The sequence below is a fragment of the Uliginosibacterium aquaticum genome (assembly GCF_012972705.2).
Lineage (GTDB): Bacteria > Pseudomonadota > Gammaproteobacteria > Burkholderiales > Rhodocyclaceae > Uliginosibacterium > Uliginosibacterium aquaticum.
Map to the genome: position 1 here is coordinate 881,920 of NZ_JABCSC020000001.1, position 25,900 is coordinate 907,819.

A 25,900-nucleotide genomic window follows, 5' to 3' on the forward strand; every position below is an offset into this window, starting at 1 on the left:
GATTTTAACCCGGCAGAGGGGCTTGCTCCTATCCGGGTGCCGGCCCTGGGCGCGCGTCCTGCAGTTCCTGCTCTGCGGCGCGCAGTGCGTTGATGTCCACATGGTGGCCGACGATGATCGGCTGGCCGTCCACATCCAGGCACAGACGCTTGGAAATGATGCGCTCACGTGCCGGTGCGCCGCTGTAGGGTTGATCGCGCTTCTCGCATAGGATCACGTCCCCGGCTAGTACGGCGGCGTCTTCCCGGGCCGAGTCGGCGGCGATTCCGGCGCTGGGCGCCAGTTCGTCGGAGCTGTGGCCGATGACGCTGTTACGATCGCGGCGCAATTCGCGGGCAAAGGCTTCATTGATCATCAGGTAGCGGCTCTGCGCATCTTTGATGTAGAGCGGCTGCGGGATGACATCGATGAAGCGCTGGATGAAGGCCTGGGTGCGCTCGCGCAGGCTCTTTTCGCGGGCCAGGGTCTGCTGCAGTTCGCGCTCGGCGATGCTCCACTTGGTGATGTCGAACATTGCCGTGACGATTGCCGGCTGGCCTTCGATATCCTCGCAGGCGCACTTGAATACGGTGCGGAAGCGCTCCTCGCCGGTGACGCTGTGATGGTTGTGTTCTTCCTTGATCACGGTTTCGCCGGCCAGCACGGCACGATCTTCACGCAGGGAGGTTTCGGCGCGCAGGTTTTCTTCCTCGCGTGCGCTGGCCTTGTGGTCGGTCATCAGGCGAGCGATCTGCCTCGGGTCATGGCCGAGCAGTTCGGCGCGGCTGCAGCCACGCTCGCGCACAAAGGCTTCGTTCACGAGCAGGTAGCGCGAATGTGCATCCTTGACGTGAACCGGGTAGGGAATCACATCGATGATGCGTTGCACGAAGCTCTGGGTGCGTTCACGCAGGCTGCGTTCGCGGTCGAGCGCTTGGTGTACTTCACGCTCGGCGAGGCGCCAGGGCGTGATGTCGAAGTGGGTGCCAACAATCACCCGCCCCCCCTCCGGCGACAGGCAGGATTGCTTGCTGACGATGAGGATGCGCTCCTGGCCGGTGCTGGCATCGACGGCCTGCTCCTCGCGGAACACCACTGAGCCGGCGGCGATGGCACGATCCTCCTGCAGCAGGGCATTGGCTTGTAGCGGATCGAGCAGCTCGGCCGCGGCGCTGCCGATGAGGCTTTCGCGCGAGCGGTTGTGGCTGGCGCAGAAGGCTTCGTTGACCAGCAGGTAGTGGCTGCCATCGGCTTCCAGGCGCTGGATATAAACCGGCTGCGGGATCACGTCGATCAGGGTCTGCAGGAAGGCGCGCTTGCGCTCGGCGAGGTCTGGCAGGCCTTCGTCGTGCAGGGCCGGTTCGGGGCGGGGCAGTGGCGTCCAGGTCATCAGCAACTGCGGGCTGGCATCCACTCCGCATAGTTGTACGCAATGCACGTCGATCTGGAGGGCGGGCTGGCCATCGGCGCGAGCCAACCACTGCTGGCGATGACTGCTGCCATTGCGCATGGCTTCGGCGTGCAGCTCCACGATCAGGCTCTGCCAGGGCGCTGGCAGGCCCTGTATGGGCTGCCGGTGCGCGGAGGGTGGAAGGGCGGCAAGTTGGTGCAGGCCTCGGCTGAAGGCGAGCAACTGGCCTTCGGCATCAAGGAGGAGCAGTGGGTGGGGCGAGGCAGCGAGCGCGGCAAAATTGTCTTCGCGCTGCGCTGCCAGGCGGAGGCCTGGCTGGCGCGAGAGGGCCAGTGGCAGTGGCACAACGAGGAGTGCGCCCAGTACGGCCGCTGCAGCCGGAGGCAGCTCCAGCCCGACAGCGAGGAGCGCGGCAATCAGGGCGGCCAGGCCTGCGAGCATCAGGATGGATTGGTTGCGCACGGTGTGTGGCCCTGGCAGCAATACGAGTGGATGGATTGTGTTGCCAAATCGCGGGAATTGGCAGGGTTTTCGATGCTGCAGACGCACATTCAGGTATTGCGAGGCGCAGCGGCGGGCGGGTCGCCAGAGCGGCTACGGGTATCGAGTTCGGTCAGGTCATAACTCGCACAGACGATGACTGGGCGCCCCTGGGGATCGAGACAGCCGGCCTTGGCGATCACTACGACATGCTCGTCATAGCAGCCGGGCAGGCTACGGGCCACTTTTTTGAGGATGGTCTTGCCGGCAAGCACCTCCTGGTCTTCGCTCCGTGCTTCGGCCCAGCGCAGTTGCAGCGCTTCGCGGGCTTGGGCGAGCAAGGCTGGATCGGCCTGCAGGCGGGGGTGGCGTTCGAGGAAATCCGCGCCGATCTGTGGTCCGGTCTTGCCAAGGGCTTCAGCGGCATCGAGCAGGCCGCGGCGTGCGAGGTAGGCCGGATTGACCATCATGACGCGGCTGTCGGCATCCTTGATGTAGAACTCCTGCGGCAATACGTCGATGACGTGTTGCAGGAAGTCCTGCATGCGTCCGAGCAAGGCGGCTTCGCGTTGCAGCGCTTCCTGCAGGGCGCGCTCGATGCGGCGATGCTCGGTGATATCCAGATGCAGCACGGCGATCACCGGCTTGCCATCCACGTCCAGGCAGCGACGCTTGCTGATGATGCGATCCGCCCATGGGCCGCGGCCGTTGAGTGGCTGTTCGTGGCGCTCTTCGCTGATGTCCTTGCCGGCCAGCACGCGCTGCTCTTCCTCGATGATCACGCGGGCGGCTTCCGGGCTGGCGGCGATATCCAGGGTGTGGCGGCCGATCAGGGCCGCACTGTCGAGCTGCAGCTCTTCGAGGAGGGCCTGGTTCACCAGCACATAGCAGCTGGCCTGATCCTTGATGAAGAAGGGATAAGGAATGACGTCGATCATGCGCTGGACAAAGGCCTGGGTGCGCTGGCGCAGGGATTTCTCGTTGGCCATCAGGGCCAGGGCCTGGCGCTCGGCTTCGCGCTGCAGGCTGACGTCGATCTGGGCCACGACCAGTACCGGTTGCCCGTCCACATCCAGGCAGCGGCGCTTGGAGACAATCAGATCGCGGATATCCTGCCCGCTGAAGCCAAGATTCTGTTTTTCCTCAAACAGGTCTTGCCCGGCCAGCACGGCCTGGTCTTCGCGCAGCGAGGATTCGATCTGCTGCGGGTCGGAGAGAAAGTCGCTCATGCGCTGACCGATGATCTGCTCGCGCGAGAGCCCTGCGTCGCTCAGGAGGGCCGCATTGACGTGCATATGCCGGCTTGCCGCATCGCGCACGCCGATTGGGATCGGGATGGCATCGATGAGGCGCTGGATGAAGTCCTGAGTGCGGCTGCGCAGGTCTTTCTCGGCAGCCAGGGAGGTGGCAAGCTGGCGTTCGACTTCGCGCACCGCCGTGATATCGAAGTTCGCACCGATGATGACCGGGTGCCCCTCCGGGTCGAGGCAGGAGCCCTTGGTGATGAGCCGCCAGCGCGCCTGGCCGGTGAGCGGGTGCGGGGTGTCGTCAATGTTGCGGATGATCCTGCCAGCGAGGACTTCTTCATCCTCGGCCAGTACACGGGCGGCCACTTCGGGGCTGGGAGCCAGCTCGCGCGCCGTTTTGCCGAGGATCTCGGCGGCCGTTTGCTGGCGCTGGCTGGCAAAGGCTTCGTTGATCATGATGTAGCGTGCCTCGGCATCCTTCACATAGACGGGTTCCGGGATCACGTCGAGCAGACGCTGCAGGAAGGCCTGGATGCGTTCGGCGCGGCCATGCTCGGCATCGAGAGAGGCGCGAAGTTCGCGCTGGGCATTGCGTAGTTCGGTGATGTCGAAGGTGGAGACCACGATCACGCGCTGGCCATCCGGATCTTCGCAGGCCGTCTTGGTGACGATCTGGTCGCGACTCTCGCCGTTCGGGCCGATGATCCGGTTTTCCTCCTTGCGCAGATGCAGACCGGCCAGAACCTGGCGGTCTTCCTCCTGCCCCAGGCTGGCGTGATGGAGTGCTATTGCGTGATAGGGGTTGTCCTGAGGGATCACGGCGGCGATGACGGCATGCGGCGTCAGGTTGATCAAGGCGTCGCGGTGCATGCCGCGCCTCTGGGCGAAGGCCTCGTTGACCATCAGGTAGCGGCTCTCGGCGTTCTTGATTGAAACCGGGTAGGGCAGCACGTCGATCAGGCGCTGGAAGAAGGCCTGGGTGCGTTCGCGGCGCTCGGTTTCGCGCTCTAGCGCATCTTTCACGGCCTGCTCGGCCGTCCGCCAGGGGGTGATGTCCACCTGGGTGCCTACCAGCACGCGGCGGCCCTCCGGATCCTCGCAGCTTTGCTTGCTGATGATGAAGTAGAGATCCTGCTCGTTTTTGCGCAGATGTTCCTCACGGAAGATCGGGGTGCCGGCCATCACGCGCAGATCTTCGTGCAAGGCATCCTCGGCCCGCAGAATGTCGGCGTCCAGCACCTGACGGGCCTGGCCGATGAGTTCCCCGGCCGTGAGGTTGTGGCGGGCGCAGAAGCTCTGGTTCACCAGTACGAAGCGGCCTTCCTCATCCTTCACGTAGACCGGCTGCGGGATGACGTCGATGAGGGTCTGCACATATCGCTGGCTGCGCGTGCGCAGGGCGTGCTCGCGGGCGATGGCGGCCGCCAGGGTCTGATTGTGGGCGCTGAGGTTCTCGGCGCTGATCAGTACGCAGGGCTCGCCCCGGCTGTCGCTCACACGGGTCGCGCACAGGCGCAGGAGCATCGCCTCGCGGCCGTCGTCCGGTTTGAGCAGCACTTCTTCAGGTTCCGACTGACCCTTGCTGCCCATGGCCTGACTGAAGTGGCGCTCCAGGGTGTGCAGCCAGGCCACGCCAAAGTGCGGCAGGCTACGGGCCTCGCGATTGCGCTCGTCCAGCGCGAGGAAGCTGGCATTGGCATGGCGCACGCCGCGTTCGGCATCAAGCAGCAGTAGAGACAGGCCGGCGCGCTCCAGGGCTGAGTGCAGGGTGTGCTTGGCTTCGCGCTGCAACCAGGCCTGGCGCAGGTGCAGGCCGCCGAGCAGGAGCAGGGCACAAAAGGCCGACAGGAAGCTGCTGCCGAAGCCGTGGTCGGCGCCCAGCCCGTGATTGAGCGCAGCTACGATCAGGGCCAGGGCGAGGCTCTGGGCAAGCAGGGCGAGGATGCGCTGCGTGAGGGCTGACATGGCCGGGGCTGATCTCTCCGGGGGCTGCGATACGGATTATTACGGCGTGCCCGGACAGTGGCTTGAGTGGCTGAGCGGGCGGGCTTTCCCGAGGTGGCGCAAGCCGCTACGGTGCCCATCATCACTGCAGCTGGCGGGGTGGCGATCGGGCGGAGGCCTGTGGCCGGCCTTGCTTCGCTCATTGCCGCAGGGTGTGGCGTGCATTCAGGCGGCCTTCGGTGGCGAGGCCGGCGATGGTGTCCTTGATGATGGTGTGAAGGGCGTCTTCGCGCAGGGGTTTGGTGAGGACGTCGTCCATGCCGGCGGCGAGGTAGTAGTCGCGATCTTCGTCGCTGGCGTTGGCGGTGACGGCCACGATGCGGATCGACGGGTTCCGCACGGCGCAGCCGGGCAGCCCGCCGGCACGGATTGCACGGGAGGCTTCGGCGCCATCCATTTCGGGCATCCGTCCGTCCATCAGCACGAGGTCATAGTCCTGCTGGGCCAGCGCCTGTACGGCGGCGCGACCATTCTCGGCGATATCGACTTCGTGGCCCATGTGGCCCAGCTGGCCACGCAGGATCAGCTGGTTCACGCGCACGTCTTCGGCGCACAGGATGCGCAGGCGGTGGCTGTGCGGGGTGATCGGCGCTTCTTCCGGGGTGGCCGTGCTGCGGCCTGGGGCGAGGAGCAGATCAAAGCTGAAGCAGCTGCCTTGGCCCGGCTGGCTGCGCAGGCTGATGCTGCCACCCATGGCTTCCACCAACTGGCGGCAGATGGCGAGGCCCAGGCCGGTGCCGCCAAAGCGCCGGGTGGTGGTGAGGTCGGCCTGTTGGAAAACCTGGAACAGACGCTCCTGGGCTTCTGGCGGAATGCCGACGCCGCTGTCTTCCACTTCGCCGAACAGGCGCAAGCTGCCTTCGGGGGCCGGGCTGCAGCGCAGGCGCAGGGTCACGCTGCCGCGCTCGGTGAATTTCACCGCGTTGCCGATCAGATTGATGAGGATCTGGCGCAGACGGGTGGGGTCGCCCTTGAGGAAGGGCGGCACTTGCGGGTCGATGCTGGTTTCGAAGGCCAGACCGCGGGCGCGGGCACTGTCGCGGAAGCTCTGGGTGGCTTCGCGCACCGTGGCGGCGAGTTCGAAATCGATCTGCTCGAGGCGCAACTGGCCGGCTTCGATCTTCGAGAAGTCGAGGATGTCGTTGATGATGGAGAGGAGGGATTCGGCGCTGCCCAGACCGGTCTGGATGTAGCTGCGGGCTTCGTCTTCGAGGCCGGGCGCGCGCAAGGCCAGGCGCAGGCTGCCGATCACGCCCGAGAGCGGGGTGCGGATCTCGTGACTCATGGCGGCGAGGAACTGGGATTTGGCGGCGCTGGCCTGGCGCCAGTTCTGCTCGGCCTGGCGCCAGCTGGTGATGTCGAAGTTAGCGCCGACGATCACCGGGCGGCCATCGGCATCGGGGCAGCTGCCCTTGGAGATCACCCGGTAGCGTGGTTCGCCGGTGACCGGATGCTGGATCAGCTCTTCCTTGTAGATCTTGCCGCCATTAAGTACTTCCTGATCCTCGGCCATCACCTTGCGGGCGTGAGCCGGATCCCGCGCCAGGTCGAAGGGCGTCTTGCCGAGCAGTTCGGCGGCCGCCAGCATGCGATCGTTGCAGAAGGCTTCATTGACCAGCAGGTAGCGGCTGTTGGCATCCTTCACATAGACCGGCTGCGGGATTACGTTGATCAGGCGCTGCATCCAGGTCTGGATGCGTTCGCGCTGCAGGCTCTCGCGCGCCACCGCCTGCTGCAGGCCCGCCTCGGTCTGGCGCAGGCTGGTGATGTCGAAATGCGCGCCGATGATCAGGGGCTGGCCGTTGGGGGCCTGGCACAGACGCTTGGAGACGAGGCGATAGCACTCCTCGCCGGTGACCGGGTAGGTGGTGTGCTGCTCCTTGAACACGGCGTGGCCGGCCAGTACGGCGTGATCCTCGTCATTGATGGTCTGGCTCATGGCCGCATTGGGCGAGAGGTCGAATGAGGAGAGGCCGATCAGCTCGCTGGCCGGGCGGCGGCGCTCGTGGGCGAACGCTTCATTGACCATCAGGAAGCGGGCCTCGGCATCCTTGACGTAGATCGGCTGGGGAATCGCGTCGATGAGGCGCTGTACGAAGTGCTGCATGTCGGCGCTATCGATCTGCTCGCGTGGCCCGCGTCGCCCGAGCAGGGGCACTGCGCAGGCACCGAGGGCCGCCAGCGCCAGGCTGAGCGGCGCGGGCAGGGCGAGCAGCCACAGCAGGCTGGCGAGCAGCAGGGCGGCGAGCAGACTCAGGACGGGCAGACGCCAGGCAGGGGGCATGCGGGCTCCGGCAAGCAAGGGTTCTCCCGCTTCTTAACGGCGCCCCCCGGGCGGGCTTGATTGCCCGCAAGGCCGGGCTGCCTTCAGGATGCGGCAGAGGCGCGGCTGGCGACGGTTTCTTCGAGCTGGCGGCGATACTGCGGCCACAGTTTGCGCACGCTGGGCAGTTCGTGCTGATCGGCGTTGGCTTCGAGCACCTCGGCCAGCTCGAGCAGGTGTTCATCGCCGGTATAGACCGCGCCGCCGCGGATGCTGTGGAACTGACGCGCCAGGCTGGTGAAGTCTTCCGCATCCATGGCGCGCTCGATCTCGCTGATGCGTTGCGGCAGCTCGGCATCAAACATGCTGCGCAGGCGGGTGACGAAATCCCCCTTGCGTGGCGAGGGCGTGTAACTGCCGCCGTGATGAGTGGTGCGGTGCGCTGCGGGCGGCGGCTCGATGCGCTCGATCCATGCAGCAAGCATGGTGTGGAGCTTGTGTTCGTTGATCGGCTTGGTGAGGAAGTCATCCATGCCGGTGTCCAGGCACTGCTGGCGATCGTCCTCGCTGGCGTTGGCGGTGAGCGCAATGATCGGGATGTGTGGTTTGCGTACGCGGAATTCGGGCAGGCCACCGGCGCGGATTGCGCGCGTCGCCTCGATGCCATCCATCTGCGGCATGCGCCCGTCCATGAGGACCAGATCGTAATCGCGGCGGGCGAGGGCAGTGATGGCGTCGAAACCATTGGCGACGATATCCACATGGTGGCCCATCTCTTCGAGCAGATCCTGCACGATCAGCTGGTTGGTGGGGGAATCCTCGGCGCACAGGATGCGCAGGCGGCGCGCATGCGGGGCCAGCGGCGAGGCTTCTGGTGCTTCGCCGAGCGTGCCTACTGGCAGGCTCAGCACGAAGCTGAACGAGCTGCCGACGCCGACCTGACTCTGCACCGTAATCTGCCCGCCCATGGCATCCACGAGCTGGCGACAGATCGCGAGCCCCAGGCCGGTGCCGCCGTAGCGCCGGGTGGTGGAGGCGTCGGCCTGCTGGAATTGCTCGAAGAGGCGTGGTAGTGCCTCGCTCGGGATGCCGATGCCGGTGTCCTCCACGGCAAAGCGCAGGGTGCACTTGCCGCCAGTGGTGATGAGGTTTTGGACCCGCAAGCAGATTTCGCCCTGTTCGGTGAACTTGAGCGCATTGCTGACCAGGTTCATCAGGATCTGGCGCAGGCGCGTGGGGTCGCCGCGCAGCGCGCTGGGCAGGGCCGGATCCAGTTCGATGCGGAAGTACAGGCTGGCGGCCTGGGCGTGCACCTGGAAGGCCTGCATGGCCTCTTCAAGCGTGGGGCGCAGCGCAAAATCGATGTTTTCCAGGCTCAGCTGGCCGGCCTCGATCTTCGAGAAGTCGAGGATGTCGTTGATGATGGCCAAGAGGTGCTCGGCATTGGCGAGGCAGATCGAGAGTTTGTCGCGCGCAGTTTCGCTGAGCACTTCGCGGCGCAGGGCGATCCGCAGCATGCCGATCACGCCCGACAGTGGGGTGCGGATCTCGTGACTCATGCTGGCGAGGAAGATGGACTTGGCTTCCGAGGCCCGCGCGGCGCGCTCCTCGGCTTCGCGCCAGCTGGTGATGTTGAAGTTGGCGCCGACGATCACTGGGTTGCCCTCGGCATCCAGGCTGCTGCGCTTGGAGATCAGGCGGTAGCTGTCGCGCCCGGTGAGGGCATGGCGCCGCCGCTCCTCCTTGAGCAACACCTCGCCGGAGAGTACCCGCGCATCTTCTTCGCGCACCAGTTGCACATGGGCGGCGTCGCCCGGGAACATCTCGGGGGTGGCGCCGAGCAACTCGCTGGCCGGGCGCTGCTGATCTTCGGCAAAGGCCTCGTTGACCATGATGTAGCGGCTCTGCGCATCCTTCACATACACCGGCTGCGGAATCACGTCGATGAGGCGCTGAGTGAAGGTCTGCACGCGCTCGCGCAACTCGCGTTCGCGTTCGAGGGATTGCTGCAGGCTGCGCTCAGCGAGTTTCCAGCGCGTCAGATCGAAGTGCGCACCTACGATCACCGGCTGACCATCGGAGTCGGTCGAGCGCCGTTTGGAGACGACGCGGAACACCTCCGCCCCGCTCACTGGATGGGTGCTGTGCTGCTCCTTGAAGATCTCGCTGCCGGCCAGTACTTCGGCATCCTCGCGCAGCGAGGTTTCGCGCGCCTCGAGTTCGCCGGTCAGGTTCAGTGCCGTGCTGCCGAGGATCTCCTCCGGCGGCATCGCACGTTCGCGGGCAAAGGCTTCATTGACCAGGATGTAACGCCCCGCCGCATCCTTCACGTAGACCGGGTCCGGGATCATGTCGAGAATGCGCTGGATGAAGACTTGGGTGGCGCGGTGGAATGCCTGTTCGCGCTCCAGCGCAGACTGGCGCTCGCGTTCAGCCTGGCGCCAGGGCGTGATGTCGAAGTTGGCGCCGACGATGACCTTGTGCCCGTCGGTATCCTCGCAGGCGCGCTTGGAAATCAAGCGGAAGCGCTCGGCACCGGTATCCGGATGGGGCACATGCTCTTCCTTGAACACCGTCTCGCCAGCCAGCACAAGGGCATCCTCGGCCTTGACCCGCTCGGCCGTTTCCTCGCTGGCCCAGGCCAGATTCGACAGGATTTCTTCCATGCTGCGTCCCCGCTCGCGCATGAAGCTCTCATTGACCAGCAGGTAGTAGCCCTCGACGCTGCGGACATACACCGGAGCCGGGATCACGTCGATCAGGCGCTGGGTGAATTCCTGGGTGCGGCGGCGCAGCTGGCGCTCGCGTTCTGCCGCCTCTGCCAGCTCGCGCTGGGCCTGGCGCAGCTCGGTGATGTCGATATGCGAGCCGATGATTACTGGGGCACCGGCGCTGTCTGTGCAACAGCCCTTGGCTACCAGGCGGAAGACTTCCGCGCCGGTATGAGCGTGCGTCTTGTGCTCTTCCTTGCGCAGCGGCATGCCGGCCAGTACCGCCAGATCCTCTTCCCGCTGCAGGCGGATGGATTCGGTGCGCGCCGCTTCGATGCCATTGCTGCCGAGCAGCGCTTCGCGGCTGCGCCGCTTGTCAAGCACGAAGGCTTCATTGACGAGGATGTAGCGGCTATCGGCATCTTTCAGATACACCGGATGCGGGATCACATCCAGGGCGCGCTGGAAGAAGGCCAGTACATCGGCCTCGCGGCGCTCGGCGCGGCGGATCAGCCACACCGAAATCAGCGCCCCCGGCAGTAGCCAGGCCAGTGCTGCACCGGTAAGCGCCAGCCATAGCTCCGGGTGAGAAATGCCCAGCAGCACCGTGCCTGCCGTGCCGCATAAAAGCCACAGCAGAAAGAGCAGCCAGCGAAGACCAGGATTCCGATTCATCACGCCCCGCAGTGCATGGATACTTAGTTCATTTATAGTCTGCACCAAAGGGCAGAGGGATCGGGGCTTTCCACGAGCTTGCGACAGCAGATTTCACACATCTTGTCGTAAGTCTCTCTTGCTATGATCGCGCTGCAGCAAACACGGAGGTGAGGCATATGCGGGCAAGGCTGGAGCAAGAACTGAGCGGGCTGTTCATTACGGCTGCGATGGTGGAGGCGCGGGACCCCTACACCGTGGGCCATGCCTGGCGCGTATCACGTTACGCGCGGCTGCTGGCAGAGGGCAGCGTGCAATCCGAGGAGACCATTGCGCTCGTGTCGATCGCCGGTTTCCTGCACGACCTGGGCAAGATCGGCATTTCTGATTCAGTGCTGCTGCGCCCGGAGCACCTGATCGAATCCGAATATGAAGTGGTCAAGGAGCACTCCACCGTTGGCGTGCGCATGCTCGATGGGCACCCGCTCGCCGCCTTCCTCGGCGAGGCTATCCGCCATCACCACGAGCGGCCAGACGGCAAGGGCTATCCGGATGGTCTGAAGGGCCTCGAAATTCCCCTCTCGGCCCGCATCATCGGCGTTGCGGACGCCTTCGACGCCATGACCAGCACCCGCCCGTGGCGTCGCCCGCTGACGCTCGAAGCTGCCTTGCAGGTCATCGAGGCCGGGCTAGGCAGCGAGTTCGATGCCGAGTTCGGCGCGCGTTTCGTATCGCTGGCCCGAGCCGGCGCGATCAGCCACATCCTCGGCCACTCGGATCTGGGTGTGCCGGTGCAGGAGTGCCCGGCCTGCGGCCCGGTGGTGAATGTGTTCCGCACTCATCGGGATGGCGACAAGGTGTATTGCCGCCTGTGTGCCAACGAATTCGTGATCAGCCATCCGCAAGGCAAGCTCGCCATCACCGCCACCGGCAGCAAGGGCCGTCCCTCTGTTGCTGTGCCGGAGCCGGATGCGGAGCTGATCTCCAGACTCGTGCTCGATTGCGTCGCGCATTTACCTCTGCAGTAAGTCTTGGGTTTTCGAATGAAAAAGGGCTGCACATGTGCAGCCCTTTTTTTGACAGGAATTCAGACCAGCGTCTGAGCGAATGGAAAGCTACAGCGCGGTAGTTACATCGATCAGAACTTTTCGTGCTCGCCGAGGTAGCGCCACTGGCCGACGGGGAGTTTGCCGAGCGGGATGCTGCCGATCCGGATGCGCTTGAGGCCCACCACTTTCAGGCCGACCAACTCGCACATGCGGCGGATCTGGCGCTTGCGGCCCTCCTGCAGCACGAAGCGCAGCTGATCCTCGTTCTGCCAGCTGACCTTCGCCGGTTGCAGCTCGACACCATCCAGCTCCAGACCGTGATGCAGCAGGCGCATGCCTTCGGCCGATAGTTCGCCTTCCACGCGCACCAGGTATTCCTTCTCGACTTCGCTGGTCTCGCCGATCAGCTGCTTGGCGACGCGGCCATCCTGAGTCAGTACCAGCAGGCCGGTGGAGTCGATGTCCAGTCGGCCGGCCGGAGCCAGCTTGCGGATGATGCGGGATTCGAAACGGCGCCGTGTCGGGTCTTCGGCCCAGTGATTCTCCGGCGTGATCAGCACGGCTGCGGGCTCGTAGCCATCTTCGGCCTGACCGGAGACATAGCCGATCGGCTTGTTGATCAGCACCGTGATGCGGCGCAGCTGCATTTCTTCGGCGACGGCATTGAGCTCGATGTGCTGGGTGGGCAGCACTTTGGCGCCCAACTCAGCAATCACTTCGCCATCCACCTTGACCCAGCCGCGCTCGATGTAGTCATCGGCTTCACGGCGCGAACACAGGCCCAGTTCCGACATCAGCTTGGACAGACGCACGGCGCCCGGCTGATCCACCGGTGCGGCGGCCGGGGCGTTGGCAAAGCGTTCGGGCGGCACCGGCCGGTGGTAGCGCTCCGGTGCGGGCTCGGGCGCTGTTTCAGCACGGCTGCGACCAAAGCTGGTGCCGCGCGGAGCCGCCGGCATCTGGTCGTCGCCAAACTTCGGCGCCGGGGCCGGACCGTCGCGATCGAGGTCGCGGCGCGGGCGCTCGCCGTAAGTGCGCGGGGCTTCATCACGACGCGGACGCTCGCTGCCGAAGCTGCGGCCTTCCGGGCGCGCCTGGGCGCCATCGCGGAAGGCCGGGCGGGCTGCGCGCTCGCCATCGCGGGCAGGGCGCTCAGCGTAAGGGCGGCGCTCATCCGCGGCACGGTTGTCCGGGCGGGAGCGTTCGCCGTCACGGAAAGCCGGGCGGGCCGGACGATCACCCTCCCGGAAAGCCGGACGGCGTTCTTCGCGGTGGCCATCACGTTCGCCGAAGCTGCGGCCTTCGCGCGGGGCTCGCTCGGCATAGGGGCGGCGCTCCTGATCCGGGCTGAAAGCCGGCCGCTCGCCATCACGCGGATAAGCCGGGCGGCGCTCGTTGCCGCCTTCGAAGGTCGGGCGGCGTGAGCCGTGTTCGCCTTCGGTGCGGGGTTTGGCCGCGCTGCCGAAGCGGCGGTCACCGCCGTCGTCGCGGAAGCTGCGCTGCGGACGATCGCCTTGCGGGGCGCGCTCACCCTCGCGGGAATAGGCGGGGCGACGCTCGTCGCGGCCTTCCGGGCGCGCTCCACGCTCGCCTTCGCGGCGCGGCGGGCGATCCCCCTGCGGGCGGCGCTCATCGAAACCACGCCCGGCGCCACCGCGAAACTCTTCGCGCGGCAGGCGGCCGTTGAACCCCGTGCGATCTTCCTCACGACGCGGGCCGCTGGGGCGCGGCGTGCGCTCACCGAAAGCGGGCCGGGAGGGGCGGGAATCATCACGGCGCGGGCGTTCGCCCTCGCGGGAATAGGCCGGGCGGCGTTCGTCAAAACTGCGCGCATCGCGCTGGGGGCGATCACCTGCCGGGCGCGCCGGACGTTCGCCATCGCGACGCGGGCGGTCGCCGCGTTCGTTACGGTCTGCATAGGGACGGCGCTCGTCAGAACCACGGCCTTCGCGCGGCGCGCGTTCGCTGCTCTCTTCGCGTGGGCGGAAGGTGGCGGGCTTGGGCGCGCGTGGCTTGCTGGAGCCGCGTAGCGGGGCGCGGGTGCGGCGCTCGCTGGTGGGCGCATCGCCCGTTTTGGCGGGAAGGGAGAGTTTGCTGCGTTTGCTGTCTTCAGCCATGGTCTTGTTTTTCTTCAGGGTAATTTTTTAAGCGTAGCCCGGCGCGGTGAAGTGCGTCGGTTTTTCATTTCAATACGAGAAATGAGAATGGGAGAAATCTTAGAGGCTGTTCCCGATCTTACTGTGAGGCCGCTCATTGATCACTGAGAGGGCTCATGCGCTGCTCGGAGTCCTCATTTATCAACATAAACTCCGGCTCCTGTGCGTATCGATGCCCTGCTGACGGCCTCTCGCTACAGATCGTGAACAGCTTCTTAGCGAGCGGGGTAAGGTCGAAACCTGATCCGCAGGCGTACAACGTTAGCTTGCGACGTGCCGAAATCGCCCGGCGCCGCGGATCTATCCCGTTTTCAGGGCTGGTAGCCGAGCAGAGCGAGGTGCTTGGGGCGCAGGTAGCACCAGTCTTCCGGCTCCATCTCGGGGAGGGTGCCGTCTTCCATCGAAAGGCCGCCCACGCCATAGCGGTGGAGTTTGTCCACATGGTTGCCGGCCGCAGCGATCATGCGTTTCACAAGGTGGTATTTACCGTGGTCGATCACCAGCTCGATCTGCTTCTCGCCGACCTTGCGCGCTTCGAGTGCGGCGACCGGTTCGGGCTCATCAATCAATTGCACGCCGGCCAGCAGCTGGGCGATTTCTTCGTCGCGTACGGGCTGGTTGGTAATGGCTCGGTAGCTCTTGGTGACCTGGCGTTTGGCTGAGGAAATGGCGTGGATGAACTGGCCGTCATCCGAGAACAGCAGCAGACCGGTAGTATCCACATCGAGGCGGCCAACACTCTGTACATCACGTGCTACCAGGGGGTCGGGCAGCAGGTGGTAGATGCTTTCGTTGTGCTTGGGTTTATGCGAACACTCGTAGCCGGCAGGCTTGTACAGGGCTACGTAGACCTTTTCGCTGTATTCCCATTCCCACTCGGCGATTTCGAACTGGAAGCCTTGCTCCTCGTATTCCGCAAAGGGATCGGTGGCGACCACGCCGCCGATTTTCACTTCGCCATCGCGCACGAGCTTGCGGCATTCCTTGCGCGAGCCGAAGCCCTGAGATTGGAGAATTCTGTCGAGTTGCATCACGGCGGGGAAGGGTAGAGCGGAGAAAGGGCCGCGATTATCGCATTTTGAGGCCACTTGTTGCGCAAAATTTGCGCAACAAGTGGCGTGTGACTTGCGAAGGATCAGCGATTCTCGAAGCGGTTCAGATCGAGGATGCCCGCTTCGATCGGTTCCTGGCGACGGTAGTCGGCATTGATGGCGTCGCTCATGGCCCAGAAATCCGGGCTGGTGCGGCGCACGCCGAAGCGCTCCATCAGTTCGCGATAGTCTGCCTTGCTGCCGAGGCGGGCGATGCGCTGGGTGAATTCCGCCAGCTCCTTGCGCTGGAGGCGGTAGAAGGCGTTCGGGTAGGCGGTGGCGATGCCTTGCAGCACGTCCAGACCGTATTCGGCGGGTACCACGGCCTTGTCCTCGCGTAGCAGCATGGTGATGTTGCGATGCGCGGTGTTGCGCAGCAGGGTGAAGGTGAGGGGCGCGCGGCCGGGCTCTTCGATGCGCAGGAAGCTGGCTTCGGGCAGCCAGCTGAGGGTGGCGCCGCGCACGCTGGCAAGCGTCTCCAACTCGCGGCGCAAGCGGTTGTCGGCCAGGCTGGCAAGGCTGTGCTGTTGCTCCAGTATCGGTCGCAGGCGTTCGGCGAGCATGCCCATCACTTCTTGGGCGGGAGGCTCCTTGCCGGACAGGCGGATGCCGGATTCGCGGTTGTAATGGGCGTACTTGCCATACACGTGATCCTTCACGTTACGGCTGGCATCGCGGTACCAGTAGTCGCGCACGCCGATGCGCTCGGCTTGTGGCAGCAGGGCAATGAAGTTGAACTCACCCTCCATGCGCAGAAAATCCATGTAGAGCCGGGTGTTGACCTGGTGACCGAGGTTGCCGAAAACGTCATAGCCAGCGGTGAGCAGGTAGTGGATGCGCTCGAGCAGTGAGTAGCTCAGGACCCAGGCGGTTTTTGGGGTTTGCCCGGCGAGGCCTTTCATCACGGTGGCGCTGTCGAAATGGCGGTAGATCGTCAGGGCGGCATTGGCGTTCTGGCCGTCGCCGTTCCAGAGCAGGTCCAGCGAAACCTCTTCGGGGCGGGTGAAGCGTTTTTCCAGATAGGCGGACTTGGCTTCCAGGTAGCGCTCTTCCTGACGGGAATAGCGGATCAGGGGCGTGAGCACGAGGGAGTTGCTCTCCTCCGCTGCGGGCAGGGTGAGGTTGCGACTCTCCAGGGAGAGGAATTCGGCGTCTGAGCTGGTGAGGGTTTCCGGATCCTGGAAGAAGACCCAGAAGTGATCATTGATCACGTTCAGTGCGGTCTGGCCGCGACATACCGGGCCTTTGATGAAGCCCATCACGGTGAATTCGGCCTCATCAAGCATGAAACGGTAGCGCGCCTTCACCGGTAGCTCGGCAAACGCCCTGAAGGGGTTAGCGGCGATTTCGGGCGCGTAGCTCGGCAGGCTCGTGACCTGATAATCCGGCGTGAAGAACAGCTCCTGCCAGCGTGTCATGCGCCGGGCGCTCAGGGCATAAGGCATGTGCGACTTGGCAACGATGCTTTCTTCCACCGGCAGCAGGCGGTAGTAGAACGGGGCCTTGCCCGGATCATCGAAGGGGCGGCGGCTGGCGATCTCGCGGGCGGGCTGGCCCGAGGGCGTGGTGGAGCGGATCAGGCGGAAGTAGCGCAGCTCCGGCTCGCCTTCGAAATACAGATTGGCGAGAAACAGGTGCTCGTAGATGTAGCGGGATACCAGTTGCTCGCGCAGCGAGCTGCCGTTGAAGAAACGCTCCCACTTGCGGATTTCATCCGTCACGCTGGTCGCCAGCGGACGCGAACCTTCGTAGGGCGCCCCTTGCTGCAGCCAGCGTCGCAGCAAGCTGCTCTCCGCGCTGTTGATAGCCGGCATGCCGAAGGGCATGCCCATCAGCGGGTTCTTGCGTTCGAAGGCGCTGTACTCCTCGATGCTGGGGCACTGGTTGGGGCGATTCAGCGAGAAGTCCAGCGAGTCCGGTGCGGGTTCGTTCGGAGTAAGCGGATGGCGCTCCTTCAGATCGAGGGCACGCGCCAGCAGGCTGGCCTGCAGTTCGGCCGCCGGCGTGGCCGGGAACTCGTTGAGCACCGGATGGAAGCCCTTCTTGCGCCAGGCTGAAGGCTGGTCGGCATCAATGAAGAGGCGGGTCGGGTTTGCCTCGAACAGGCGGGCGGCGTCATAAACGTTGTCCTTGCTGGCACCGCGGCTGATGCCCTCGAAGGAGCCGAGCTTGAGCTGGCAGGCGGCGTCGTAGCAGGCGTGGCAGACCACGCAGCGCTGCTCCAGCACCGGCAGCACTTCCGAGCGGAAAGAGACCTGGCCGGCCTCGGCATGCGGGGTATCGAAACGGGCCGGATTGGCGGGGCCGAAGAGCGCACCGAGATCTTCGCGGGCGAGCGTGGCACAGCCGACCAGGAAGACCAGCAGAGCGAGGAGGTAGGGGCGTTTCATGAGCTGGCCTTCAGCAACTTGGAATAGGGTAAAGGAATGGTGGCGTCGGCTTATTGCCCGCGCATGAAGAGCTTGTCGAGATCATTCATGCTCAGCTGGGTCCAGGTCGGGCGGCCGTGGTTGCACTGATCGGCGCGCTCGGTGGCTTCCATGTCGCGCAAGAGTGCATTCATCTCGGGCAGGGTCAGCTGGCGGTTGGCGCGCACTGCGCCGTGGCAGGCCATGGTTGCGAGCAGTTCGTTGCGCCGTGCGGCGATCACCTCCGAGGCCGGGAAATCGCGCAGCTCGGCGAGCAGGGCTCTCAAGAGTTCACTCACGTTGGCGCGCCCGAGCAGCGCCGGTACGCTACGTACGGCGAGCTCGTTCGGCCCGGCGGCGGCGACGTCAAAGCCCATGCGATTGAGGGTGTCGGCCTGCTCCTCGGCGGTGGCGAGCTCTATCTTGCTGGCGTTGAAGATGGCCGGAATCAATAGGCGCTGCACACCGGGGGCGCCATCGAGCACATGCTTCAACTGCTCGTAGAGAATGCGTTCGTGGGCGGCATGCATGTCCACCAGCACCAGGCCGTGGGCATTCTGTGCCAGCACATAGACGCCATGGATCTGGCCGACGGCATAGCCAAGCGGGGCCGAGCTTGCGCTACCGGCGTCGGCAGCGGGCAGGTTCGGCATCTGCGGGGCAAGGCGTTCGAGGGTGGCCGGATTGAAGCTGGCCCCGCCATTCGGACGCTCGAAGCTGGCCGGGCGGAAGCCCTCGCTGCGGGCGGGTTCTGCGCGGGTCTGCCAGGCCGAGAGGTTTTGCGGCAGGCCTGGCTCTTCGACGCCGAGACGAGCCTGTTCGGTGGGGCCGCTGTAGGGTGCGAGGGGCGCTGCAGGTCCTTGCGCCAGGCTGGCGGACTGCACCGGCACAGCCAGCGAGCGCGACAGGCCATGGAAGACGAACTGGTGAATCGCGCGGCCTTCACGGAAACGCACCTCGGTCTTGGCCGGGTGCACATTCACATCCACTCCGGCCGGATCCATGTCGAGGAACAGTACGAAGGCCGGATGCCGTGCGCCGTGGAGGATGTCGGCATAGGCCTCGCGCAGGGCATGCTGGATCAGCTTGTCGCGCACGAAACGGCCATTCACGTAGAAAAACTGGGCATCGCGGTTGGCGCGCGCATAGGCCGGCAGGGCGGCGAAACCGTAAAGGCGCAGCGGGCCGCTGTCCACTTCGACGCGGCGGCAGTTGGCCATGAAGTCGTCGCCCAGAATCTCGCGTACCCGCCGCTCGGCATCACCCGCCGCGAGGCGCAGGGAGACGCGGCCGTTGTGGGCCAGCTGGAAGCCGACATCCGGCCGGGCCAGCGCCACGCGGCGAAACACGTCGTCGCAGTGGCCGAACTCGGTGGACTCGGACTTGAGAAATTTTCGCCGCGCCGGGGTGTTGTAGTAGAGGTCTTCCACCTCGATCACCGTGCCGCTATTCAGGGCTGCTGGCGCTGGCTCACGTTCGCGTTCGGTGACGCGCCAGGCGTGTGCAGCGCCGGTGGCGCGGCTGATGATCTTGGTGCGGGCGACGGACGCGATGGCGGCCAGCGCTTCGCCGCGAAAACCCATGGTGCCCACGGCCTCCAGGTCTTCGAGCGAAGCAATCTTGCTGGTGGCGTGGCGCTCCAGTGCCAGGGCCAGGTCGTCCTTGTCGATGCCGCAGCCGTCATCGGTGATGCGTAGTTGCTTCACGCCGCCCTGGGCAAGTGCTACCTCAATCGCCCGGCTACCTGCGTCCAGACTGTTTTCCATCAGCTCCTTGAGCACTGAGGCCGGGCGTTCGACGACCTCGCCGGCGGCGATCTGGTTGATCAGGACTTCAGGGAGTTTGTGGATGGCAGGCATGCGGCGGCAACTACGGCGGGGAAGCCGGCATTATCCCGAAAATCGGGCATGGAGAGTGGTGAGGCGGGCAGGCGGGGGCGTTTCAAGCGCCGCTGCCGGCGCATGCTTTCGTTCGCTTCCTGTAGCCCTTTACTCTGCCGCGATCTCTCCGGCCAGCACGGGCGCCCACATTTCCTCCGGGGCGCCCACGCGCTGCATCACTGCGCTGCGCTTGATATGCAGCAGCTCGGCCAGCGCGGTGTAGTCGTCGGGCAGGGCTGGATCGTTCCAGCCGTTGGCGGCATGGCGGGCGAGGTCGCAGGCCAGCAGCACGGTACGCACGCGTGGATTCTGAGCGTTCTCGTCGCTCATCAGGGTGATCAGCAGATCGGGCAGGTGCCAGGCCTGGACCAGGGCTTCCTGCAGATCCTGAATGCTCACGCCGAGCACGGCTTGCTGCGCCACCACACTGCGAAGGCCCGGCTGATCCTTCTTCATCTGCTCGATCTGCTGCATGCAGACTGGCGCAAAGCACCAGAACAGGATTTCGGCTGCTTCGTGCAGCAGGGCCGCCACGGTGACTTCGTCTACATCGATGTCGTGGCGCAGCAGGGCGAAATCGCGGGCCCAGTGCGCTGCGTGCTGCGCCCGGCTGACTACATGCAGCAAGCCCACCAGGCCCTTGGGATGGCTGGCGAGATAGGCCTCCACGGTCGGCAGCTTGCCGAACTTGTCGAAGAAGGGCGAGATGCCCATCATCATGATGGCGCGATCGATGGTGGTGATGTCGTGGTTCTGCTTGCGATGGCGATGGGTTTCCAGATACACCAGCACGCGCAGGGCCAGCATCGGGTCACGTAGCACTTCAGAGGCCAGCGAGCGGCCGCTGATGCGATCTTCGTTACTATGCAACTCGCCCAGCGCACGCATGCTCCGCCTCAGTACCGGGAGTTCGTGGCTGCTGAAGTAAGCGATATAGCTGTCAACGGAATCGAGAGGTTTGGCGAGCATGGTTCTTCATAGCAAGGGAATGCCCCCTGTTCTACGGCAGGGGGTGAGCAGATCTTTAGCTTTATCAATTGTTTGCCGTTGGTCGTAGATCTTTCGGCGTATGCCGGAATTGCTGCGCCGCGGCAGGTCTCGGCGCCGTAAAAGCGGATTAGGATTGCGGCCGGACAAAGCCTGCCCTCACACTTGCGCTGTTTCCTTTACGAGAGCCTGTTACCGGTGACTTTTTTTCGCGCCTTCTGCATCGAACGCTCTGCGCCTGCGACCCGTGAGGCGTTGTGCGGACGCTTTCTGAGCCTGGATGAAACTGCGCTGGATGCGGGCGATGTATTGATCCGTGTTGAGTGTTCTTCGGTCAATTTCAAGGATGCCCTGGCCGCGACTGGCCGCGGCAAGGTGGTGCGCCGTTTCCCCTGCGTCGGTGGCATCGATCTGGCCGGCACCGTGCTGCGCAGTGCGGCGCCCCGGTTTGCGCCGGGCGAGAAAGTGATTGCTACCGGCTACGAACTGGGGGTGGCGCATCACGGCGGCTACGCCGAGCGCGCCTTGCTGCCTGGGGGCTGGTTGTTGCCGCTGCCGGCGTCCTTGTCTTCGCAGGAGTCGATGGCCATCGGCACCGCCGGACTGACCGCAGCGATGGCCATCACCCGGATGGAAGAGAATGGCCTCAAGCCCGAGCGCGGCCCAGTGCTGGTGACCGGCGCTTCCGGCGGTGTTGGCACTCTCGCCATCGACATGCTGGCCGGGCGGGGCTACGAGGTGGTGGCCCTCACCGCCAAGGCGGAGCAGGCCGACTGGCTGCGCGGCCTGGGCGCTAGCCGGGTAATGTTGCGCAGTGAACTGCCGCTGGATGCGTTCAAGCCGCTGGACAAGGGAATCTGGGCCGGCGTGATCGACAATCTGGGGGGCGCGACGCTGGCCTGGGCGCTCTCCACCAGCAAACCCACCGGTGTGGTGGCAAGTATCGGGCTGGCAGCCGACAGCCATCTGAGCGCTTCGATGATGCCCTTCGTCCTGCGCGGCGTCAGTTTATTGGGCATCGATTCGGTCTATGCTGGATTCAGTGTGCGCGAACGCGCATGGGCGCGGCTGGCCGCTGATCTGCGGCCGCGCCATCTTGCCTCGATCATGCGGATAATCCCTTTCGAAGCTTTGCCGCAAGTGTTTGGTGAATTCATTGCAGCCCGCGCCACGGGCCGCACCGTGGTGCAGATTGCCCGCAGTGGCGAAACAGAGGACATGACATGAGTGAAGTGGTTGCGCAGTTGCCGCGTGTGCTGATCGTGGATGATTCGCGCATGGTGCGCGCCTCGCTGATCAAGCAGATCCGCGACAAGTTCGATGTGCGCGAGGAGGTCGATGGCGAAGCGGGCTGGCAGACCCTGCTGCTCGACCCGACCATCGAGGTCGTGATCTCCGACATCGGCATGCCTCGCCTCGACGGTTTCGGCCTGCTGGCGCGCATCCGCGGCTCGCGTCTGTCACGCGTGAATACCCTGCCGGTGCTGATCATCTCGGGTGAAGACGAGAACGAAGCACGCATGAAGGCCCAGGCCATGGGTGCCACTGACTTCATTACCAAGGGGACGCCGCGCGTCGAGCTGGTCGCCCGCATCGAAGCCCTGGTCAAACTGGCCCAGACACGCCGCGAGCTCGAAGAGAGCCGCGAGCAACTGGTGCGCCGCAACCGTGGCGATGTGTCGGTGATGGTCATCCAGGTCGATGGCTACGACAAACTGTGCGAGAGCTACGGTCACAGCGTTGGTCAGCTGGTGCATCGCAAGCTCTCCAAGCTGCTGTCGGCCAAGGTGCGCAAGGAAGACACGATCGCCCACCTCGCCGAAGGTCAGTTTGCGGTGATCTCGCCGTCTGCCGATCTGGATGCCTGTGGCGCCTTCGCCTTGAGATTGCGCCGGGCCATCGACACCATCGTGATGACCTACAAGGAGCACCGTATTCGCATCAGCCTGACCATCGGGCTGGCCAGCGCGCACGGCGATCCCAATCTTTCGCTGGAAGAACTGCTTCAGCTTGCCGCAGCCCGCGTGGCCGACGGCAGTTTGCTGGGGGGCAACCGTGTGGTGTCCGAGTCCGGCGAGGTTACGCCGGACAATATCGGCCGTTTCAGCCGCCTGGCCGTCAGCGTTGATCATGCCTTGACCCAGATCCGCACCGGTAGCAAGGAAGAGGCCCGCAAGCGCCTGCGCGAGCTGGTGCAGACCGTGATGCCGTTGCTGGAGCTGATGGAGGACGATTTCCGGATTTCGCTGAACCTGCTGACGCTGGCGGAGAAGGCCCAGATCACCTCGCTGGAAATGCACACCGCCACATCCACCTCCAGCCTGGTGACCAGCACGGCGACCAACATGACCCAGTGGAGAGGCTGAGCGCTGGATTTACCCGCGCGCATGCTGTCTGCCCGCATCGGCCCTTGAAGCGGCGGGTGCGCCTGTGCTGCAATGAGGGGGTACGGCTGCGGCCGGCCATGACCACAGGAGAGCAGCGTGCTGCGTATTGCCGTACAGAGCCATGATGGCGCCCCTCCTGGCCGCCCGCAGTGCGTTGAATTCGGCCCTGAAGGGGGCAGCATCGGTCGCGAGGAAGGTAATACCCTCCTGCTGGAAGACCCGGGCAAGCACCTCTCACGCATCCAGGCCCGCATCAAGTGGCTGGGTGGCGAATACTTCCTTGTCGATCAGGGTGGTAATCCCAGTTGCATCAATGGCCGCAAGCTCGGTAAAGGCAAGGTCGTCACCCTTCATGAAGGGGATCTGATCGGCATGGGGGGCTGGGCCTTGCTGGTCGAGCACATCGGCGCCGATCGTCAGGTGCGCCAGAGGCTTGTGTCTGCCCCGCTGCCGCCCGTGGCGGCTCCGGTAGTGGCTGACGCTGAGGCGGTGAGTGAAACCCTGGAATTCGATTTCGAGCTCAGCACTCGTATGAGCCCTCCGGCTGGCAGCCCCCATGCCTTGCTTGAGGCCTTCATCCGCGGTCTGGGCATGCAGGGTCTGCGCCTGCCGGCTGAGCTGGACGAGCTACGGGCCGAGCGCCTCGGCGAACAATTGCGCCTGTTGCTCGGTGAGCAGCAGGCTGTGCCGGCCGAAACCCTGCATACCTTGTTGGGCGTGGCCCTGCAGCGGCAGCCGGATGAGATCGCTGCGCCGCCGGGCGAGCGGCCCTGCTGACCCGGTCATGCTTGCCCTTTACAGCGCCGAGCAGAGCCACATCGGAGCGCGCCGTCGCAATGAAGACGCATGCGGCCAGGTTCGGGTTGGCGATAGTGTCTGCCTGTGTGTGTCTGACGGGGCGGGTGGCCATGGCGGCGGCGATGTTGCGGCCAGGATCGTGGTTGAAACCGTGCTGGGCATGTTCGAGGCTTCGCCTGGAGTGAGCTCTGCGGTGGCCGCTCGTCTGATCGAGGCGGCGCACGGCGCGGTACTGGTCGCCAAGCAGGATCATGTGGATGACATGCACGCCACCTGCGCGTTGCTGCTGATTGATCTTGAGCGGCGCGAGGCCGTGTGGGCCCATGCTGGAGACAGCCGGGTGTATTTCTTCCGTGCTGGTGAGGTCGTATTTCAGACCCGCGATCACAGTCTGGTGCAAACCATGATTGATGCCGGTTATGGCGGCCTGGAGCTGACCCGCACCCATCCGCAGCGCAGCCTGCTTACCTCAGCCATCGGCAATCTGGAAGGGATCGAAGTGAGTGTGTCGGGCGAGGCTTTACCCCTGCAGGTCGGCGATAGCTTCCTGGTCTGCTCCGATGGCTGGTGGGAGCATGTTCATGAGACGCAGATGGTGACGACTCTGGCCGAGGCGGTGAGCATGCCGGACTGGCTGGAACGCATGGCCCGGGTGGTCAGTGCCGATCCTGCGCCGCGCCATGACAACTACACGGCGATTGCGGTTCGCCTGCAGGACGCCGGGGCGCAGCCTCCACTCGCTTGAGCCCTGAGGACTTAGCGCAGCATCTTGTCCAGATCGCGATTGAGCTGGCGCATGTAATCGCGCTCTGCCTGGCTGCGCTCGGTATCGCCAGAGGCGTTCGCGCTGCGGGCTCTGGACTTGGCTATGGCGGAGCGGGTCGAGGCCGAGCTGGCTGCCGCGGCGGTTGGCACGACAGGGGCTGACTCTGTTTCGAGCACAGTCGCAGCACTGGTGGGTACTGGTGCTGGCTGCTCGATGGGGGCTGACTCCAGGGCCCCAGGCTCACTGGCCGCTGCGGCAAGAAGTGGTGCTGGCGCGCTGGTCGGCGCTTCCGGTTCGCTTTGGGTGACGATGGGGGCTGCCGGTAGCGGAGACCTTACGCGTGTGAAATGCCAGCCGGCAGCGCTGGCCAGTGTCAGCCCAGCGGCCAGCAATACGAGTATCAGGCGGTTCTGCGGCCGAGCGGACGGGCGGGGTCGTTGCTCATCCTGATCCACGCGAATGGCCGCTGCCTGGGGTGTTGGAGGCGTGGTGCGCGCCTGTGCCAGTGGTGTGGCCGGCGGGCTGGCCGGATTACTGCCGGCCATGCCGATCAAGGCGCGCATGGCAGCAACGGAAGGCGGGCGGTCCTCGGCCTTCACCGCTAGGCAGGCATCAATGCCGCGCAGGAAGGTGTGGCTGTAGCGCCCCGCGGCAAGCTGACTCAGGGGCTCATAACTGTCCTGCACGATGCGGCTGACTGAAGGTGGAGGCAGCTTGTGCAGGATGGCGTAATAGACCACGGCGGCAAGCGCATAGAGATCGGTCCACGGCCCCTGTTTCATGCCGGGCATTTCGGCGTATTGCTCGATCGGCGCGTAGCCCGGCTTGAGGATTACGGTGAGGGCTTGGGTCATATCGCTGATCACGCGGCGGGCGGCGCCGAAGTCCAGCAACACCGGGCGGCCATCGCGCAGGATCATGATGTTGTCCGGTGCGATGTCGCGGTGAAAACATTGCTCGGCGTGAATCAGCTCCAGTGCTTCCATGACCGGTGCCAGCAGGCGTTTGAGCGTCGCTTCGTCTGGTGGCGCATCAAGGCAGGCGAGTACATCGCGCAAAGTGCGGCCGTCGTAGTAAGGCATGGCCATGTAGGCCGTGCCGTTGGCTTCCCAGAAGCGATATACCTTGACCAGTGCCGGGTGATCGAAGCGGGCCAACAGGCGCGCTTCATTCACGAAGCTGCGCAGGCCGATGGCAAAGGTTTCGTGATGTCGCTCGCTGCGCACCACCACGGCGGCATCGCTGCCACGCGAAGCCAGCGAGGCTGGCATGTACTCCTTGAGCGCCACCTTGCGTTCCAGCGAGTGATCCTGCGCCAGATAGACGATGCCGAAGCCACCCTCACCGATTAGCCCGATAATTTCGAATTCACCCATGCGGGTGCCGATCGGCAGCGCGTTGTGGGCCGTGTCGCGGTGCTGTGCGCCGGCGTTGACGGTCTGATTGAGGACGATGGTCTCGTTGTCGGGCGGAGTCTCGGCCACGTTTGGTTTTCCGTGCAGGGCGGGTGGGCGGTTTGCCTGCAGTGTATGCCAGCGCAGGGGCGAACACACGACCCGTGGACGGGAGGGCCGGCTTTGCGCCGTCGCCGGATTTGGCCGATCATTGCAGCCTGTACCCCGTTTCCGC

Annotated in this window: 15 protein-coding genes; 5 read left to right on the top strand and 10 right to left on the bottom strand. The window is 64.9% G+C overall.

What is annotated here, in order from left to right; all coding sequences use genetic code 11:
• Window positions 1-28 precede the first annotated feature (28 nt).
• The 4 genes from HJ583_RS04060 to HJ583_RS04075 form a co-directional block, all read right to left on the bottom strand.
• A complete protein-coding gene (locus HJ583_RS04060; RefSeq protein WP_170020697.1) occupies window positions 29-1,852 on the bottom strand; it encodes a PAS domain-containing protein in 1,824 nt (607 codons plus the stop codon).
• An 89-nt stretch (window positions 1,853-1,941) separates the two neighbouring features.
• Complete coding sequence (locus tag HJ583_RS04065) at window positions 1,942-5,082, bottom strand: PAS domain-containing protein (protein ID WP_170020699.1); 3,141 nt, start codon at window positions 5,080-5,082, stop codon at window positions 1,942-1,944.
• A 178-nt stretch (window positions 5,083-5,260) separates the two neighbouring features.
• Entirely contained in the window at window positions 5,261-7,405 is a 2,145-nt protein-coding gene (locus HJ583_RS04070) for an ATP-binding protein (RefSeq protein ID WP_170020701.1), read from the bottom strand.
• 83 nt (window positions 7,406-7,488) lie between these two features.
• On the bottom strand, window positions 7,489-10,770 hold the full coding sequence (locus tag HJ583_RS04075; RefSeq protein WP_170020704.1) for a PAS domain-containing hybrid sensor histidine kinase/response regulator: 3,282 nt from the start codon (window positions 10,768-10,770) through the stop codon (window positions 7,489-7,491).
• Between the two features lie 158 nt (window positions 10,771-10,928).
• On the opposite strand from HJ583_RS04075, the gene HJ583_RS04080 reads away from it, so the two are divergent.
• Window positions 10,929-11,777: an HD-GYP domain-containing protein gene (locus HJ583_RS04080; RefSeq protein WP_170020706.1), complete on the top strand. Its 849-nt coding sequence runs from the start codon at window positions 10,929-10,931 to the stop codon at window positions 11,775-11,777.
• Between the two features lie 110 nt (window positions 11,778-11,887).
• Here the strand turns inward: HJ583_RS04080 and HJ583_RS19040 are convergent, their stop codons facing one another.
• The 5 genes from HJ583_RS19040 to HJ583_RS04105 all read right to left on the bottom strand — a co-directional run bounded on the left by HJ583_RS19040 (window position 11,888) and on the right by HJ583_RS04105 (window position 20,302).
• The gene (locus HJ583_RS19040) at window positions 11,888-13,915 is read right to left on the bottom strand and encodes a pseudouridine synthase (protein WP_170020708.1); all 2,028 of its coding nucleotides are present in this window, start codon (window positions 13,913-13,915) and stop codon (window positions 11,888-11,890) included.
• 350 nt (window positions 13,916-14,265) lie between these two features.
• Window positions 14,266-14,985, bottom strand: a complete 720-nt coding sequence (locus HJ583_RS04090) for a pseudouridine synthase (RefSeq protein WP_170020710.1) — start codon at window positions 14,983-14,985, stop codon at window positions 14,266-14,268.
• 104 nt (window positions 14,986-15,089) lie between these two features.
• Window positions 15,090-17,435, bottom strand: coding sequence for a fatty acid cis/trans isomerase (locus HJ583_RS04095; protein WP_170020712.1), 2,346 nt, complete (start codon window positions 17,433-17,435; stop codon window positions 15,090-15,092).
• A 50-nt stretch (window positions 17,436-17,485) separates the two neighbouring features.
• Window positions 17,486-19,312, bottom strand: coding sequence for a DNA mismatch repair endonuclease MutL (gene mutL, locus HJ583_RS04100; protein WP_170020714.1), 1,827 nt, complete (start codon window positions 19,310-19,312; stop codon window positions 17,486-17,488).
• 129 nt (window positions 19,313-19,441) lie between these two features.
• Complete coding sequence (locus tag HJ583_RS04105; RefSeq protein WP_101941395.1) at window positions 19,442-20,302, bottom strand: HDOD domain-containing protein; 861 nt, start codon at window positions 20,300-20,302, stop codon at window positions 19,442-19,444.
• Window positions 20,303-20,518: 216 nt separating this feature from the next.
• Between HJ583_RS04105 and HJ583_RS04110 the strand changes: the two genes are divergently transcribed.
• From HJ583_RS04110 to HJ583_RS04125, 4 genes are all read left to right on the top strand, one after another.
• The gene (locus HJ583_RS04110; RefSeq protein ID WP_170020716.1) at window positions 20,519-21,547 is read left to right on the top strand and encodes an acrylyl-CoA reductase family protein; all 1,029 of its coding nucleotides are present in this window, start codon (window positions 20,519-20,521) and stop codon (window positions 21,545-21,547) included.
• The gene (locus HJ583_RS04115; RefSeq protein ID WP_170020718.1) at window positions 21,544-22,686 is read left to right on the top strand and encodes a GGDEF domain-containing response regulator; all 1,143 of its coding nucleotides are present in this window, start codon (window positions 21,544-21,546) and stop codon (window positions 22,684-22,686) included. The genes HJ583_RS04110 and HJ583_RS04115 overlap by 4 nt, the downstream gene beginning before the upstream one ends.
• 117 nt (window positions 22,687-22,803) lie before the next feature.
• The gene (locus tag HJ583_RS04120) at window positions 22,804-23,484 is read left to right on the top strand and encodes an FHA domain-containing protein (protein WP_170020721.1); all 681 of its coding nucleotides are present in this window, start codon (window positions 22,804-22,806) and stop codon (window positions 23,482-23,484) included.
• A 7-nt stretch (window positions 23,485-23,491) separates the two neighbouring features.
• Entirely contained in the window at window positions 23,492-24,250 is a 759-nt protein-coding gene (locus HJ583_RS04125; RefSeq protein WP_170020723.1) for a PP2C family protein-serine/threonine phosphatase, read from the top strand.
• Between the two features lie 11 nt (window positions 24,251-24,261).
• On the opposite strand, the gene HJ583_RS04130 is transcribed toward HJ583_RS04125, so the two are convergent.
• The gene (locus HJ583_RS04130; RefSeq protein WP_328824822.1) at window positions 24,262-25,755 is read right to left on the bottom strand and encodes a serine/threonine protein kinase; all 1,494 of its coding nucleotides are present in this window, start codon (window positions 25,753-25,755) and stop codon (window positions 24,262-24,264) included.
• Between the last annotated feature and the right edge of the window lie 145 nt (window positions 25,756-25,900).

Bases quoted from the DNA above. Each gene is read 5' to 3' on its own strand.
- HJ583_RS04065 (WP_170020699.1), bottom strand. From the start codon at position 5,082: ATGTCAGCCCTCACGCAGCGCATCCTCGCCCTGCTTGCCCAGAGCCTC.
- HJ583_RS04070 (WP_170020701.1), bottom strand. From the start codon at position 7,405: ATGCCCCCTGCCTGGCGTCTGCCCGTCCTGAGTCTGCTCGCCGCCCTG.
- HJ583_RS04075 (WP_170020704.1), bottom strand. From the start codon at position 10,770: ATGAATCGGAATCCTGGTCTTCGCTGGCTGCTCTTTCTGCTGTGGCTT.
- HJ583_RS04080 (WP_170020706.1), top strand. From the start codon at position 10,929: ATGCGGGCAAGGCTGGAGCAAGAACTGAGCGGGCTGTTCATTACGGCT.
- HJ583_RS19040 (WP_170020708.1), bottom strand. From the start codon at position 13,915: ATGGCTGAAGACAGCAAACGCAGCAAACTCTCCCTTCCCGCCAAAACG.
- HJ583_RS04090 (WP_170020710.1), bottom strand. From the start codon at position 14,985: ATGCAACTCGACAGAATTCTCCAATCTCAGGGCTTCGGCTCGCGCAAG.
- HJ583_RS04095 (WP_170020712.1), bottom strand. From the start codon at position 17,435: ATGAAACGCCCCTACCTCCTCGCTCTGCTGGTCTTCCTGGTCGGCTGT.
- mutL (WP_170020714.1), bottom strand. From the start codon at position 19,312: ATGCCTGCCATCCACAAACTCCCTGAAGTCCTGATCAACCAGATCGCC.
- HJ583_RS04105 (WP_101941395.1), bottom strand. From the start codon at position 20,302: ATGCTCGCCAAACCTCTCGATTCCGTTGACAGCTATATCGCTTACTTC.
- HJ583_RS04115 (WP_170020718.1), top strand. From the start codon at position 21,544: ATGAGTGAAGTGGTTGCGCAGTTGCCGCGTGTGCTGATCGTGGATGAT.
- HJ583_RS04125 (WP_170020723.1), top strand. From the start codon at position 23,492: ATGCTTGCCCTTTACAGCGCCGAGCAGAGCCACATCGGAGCGCGCCGT.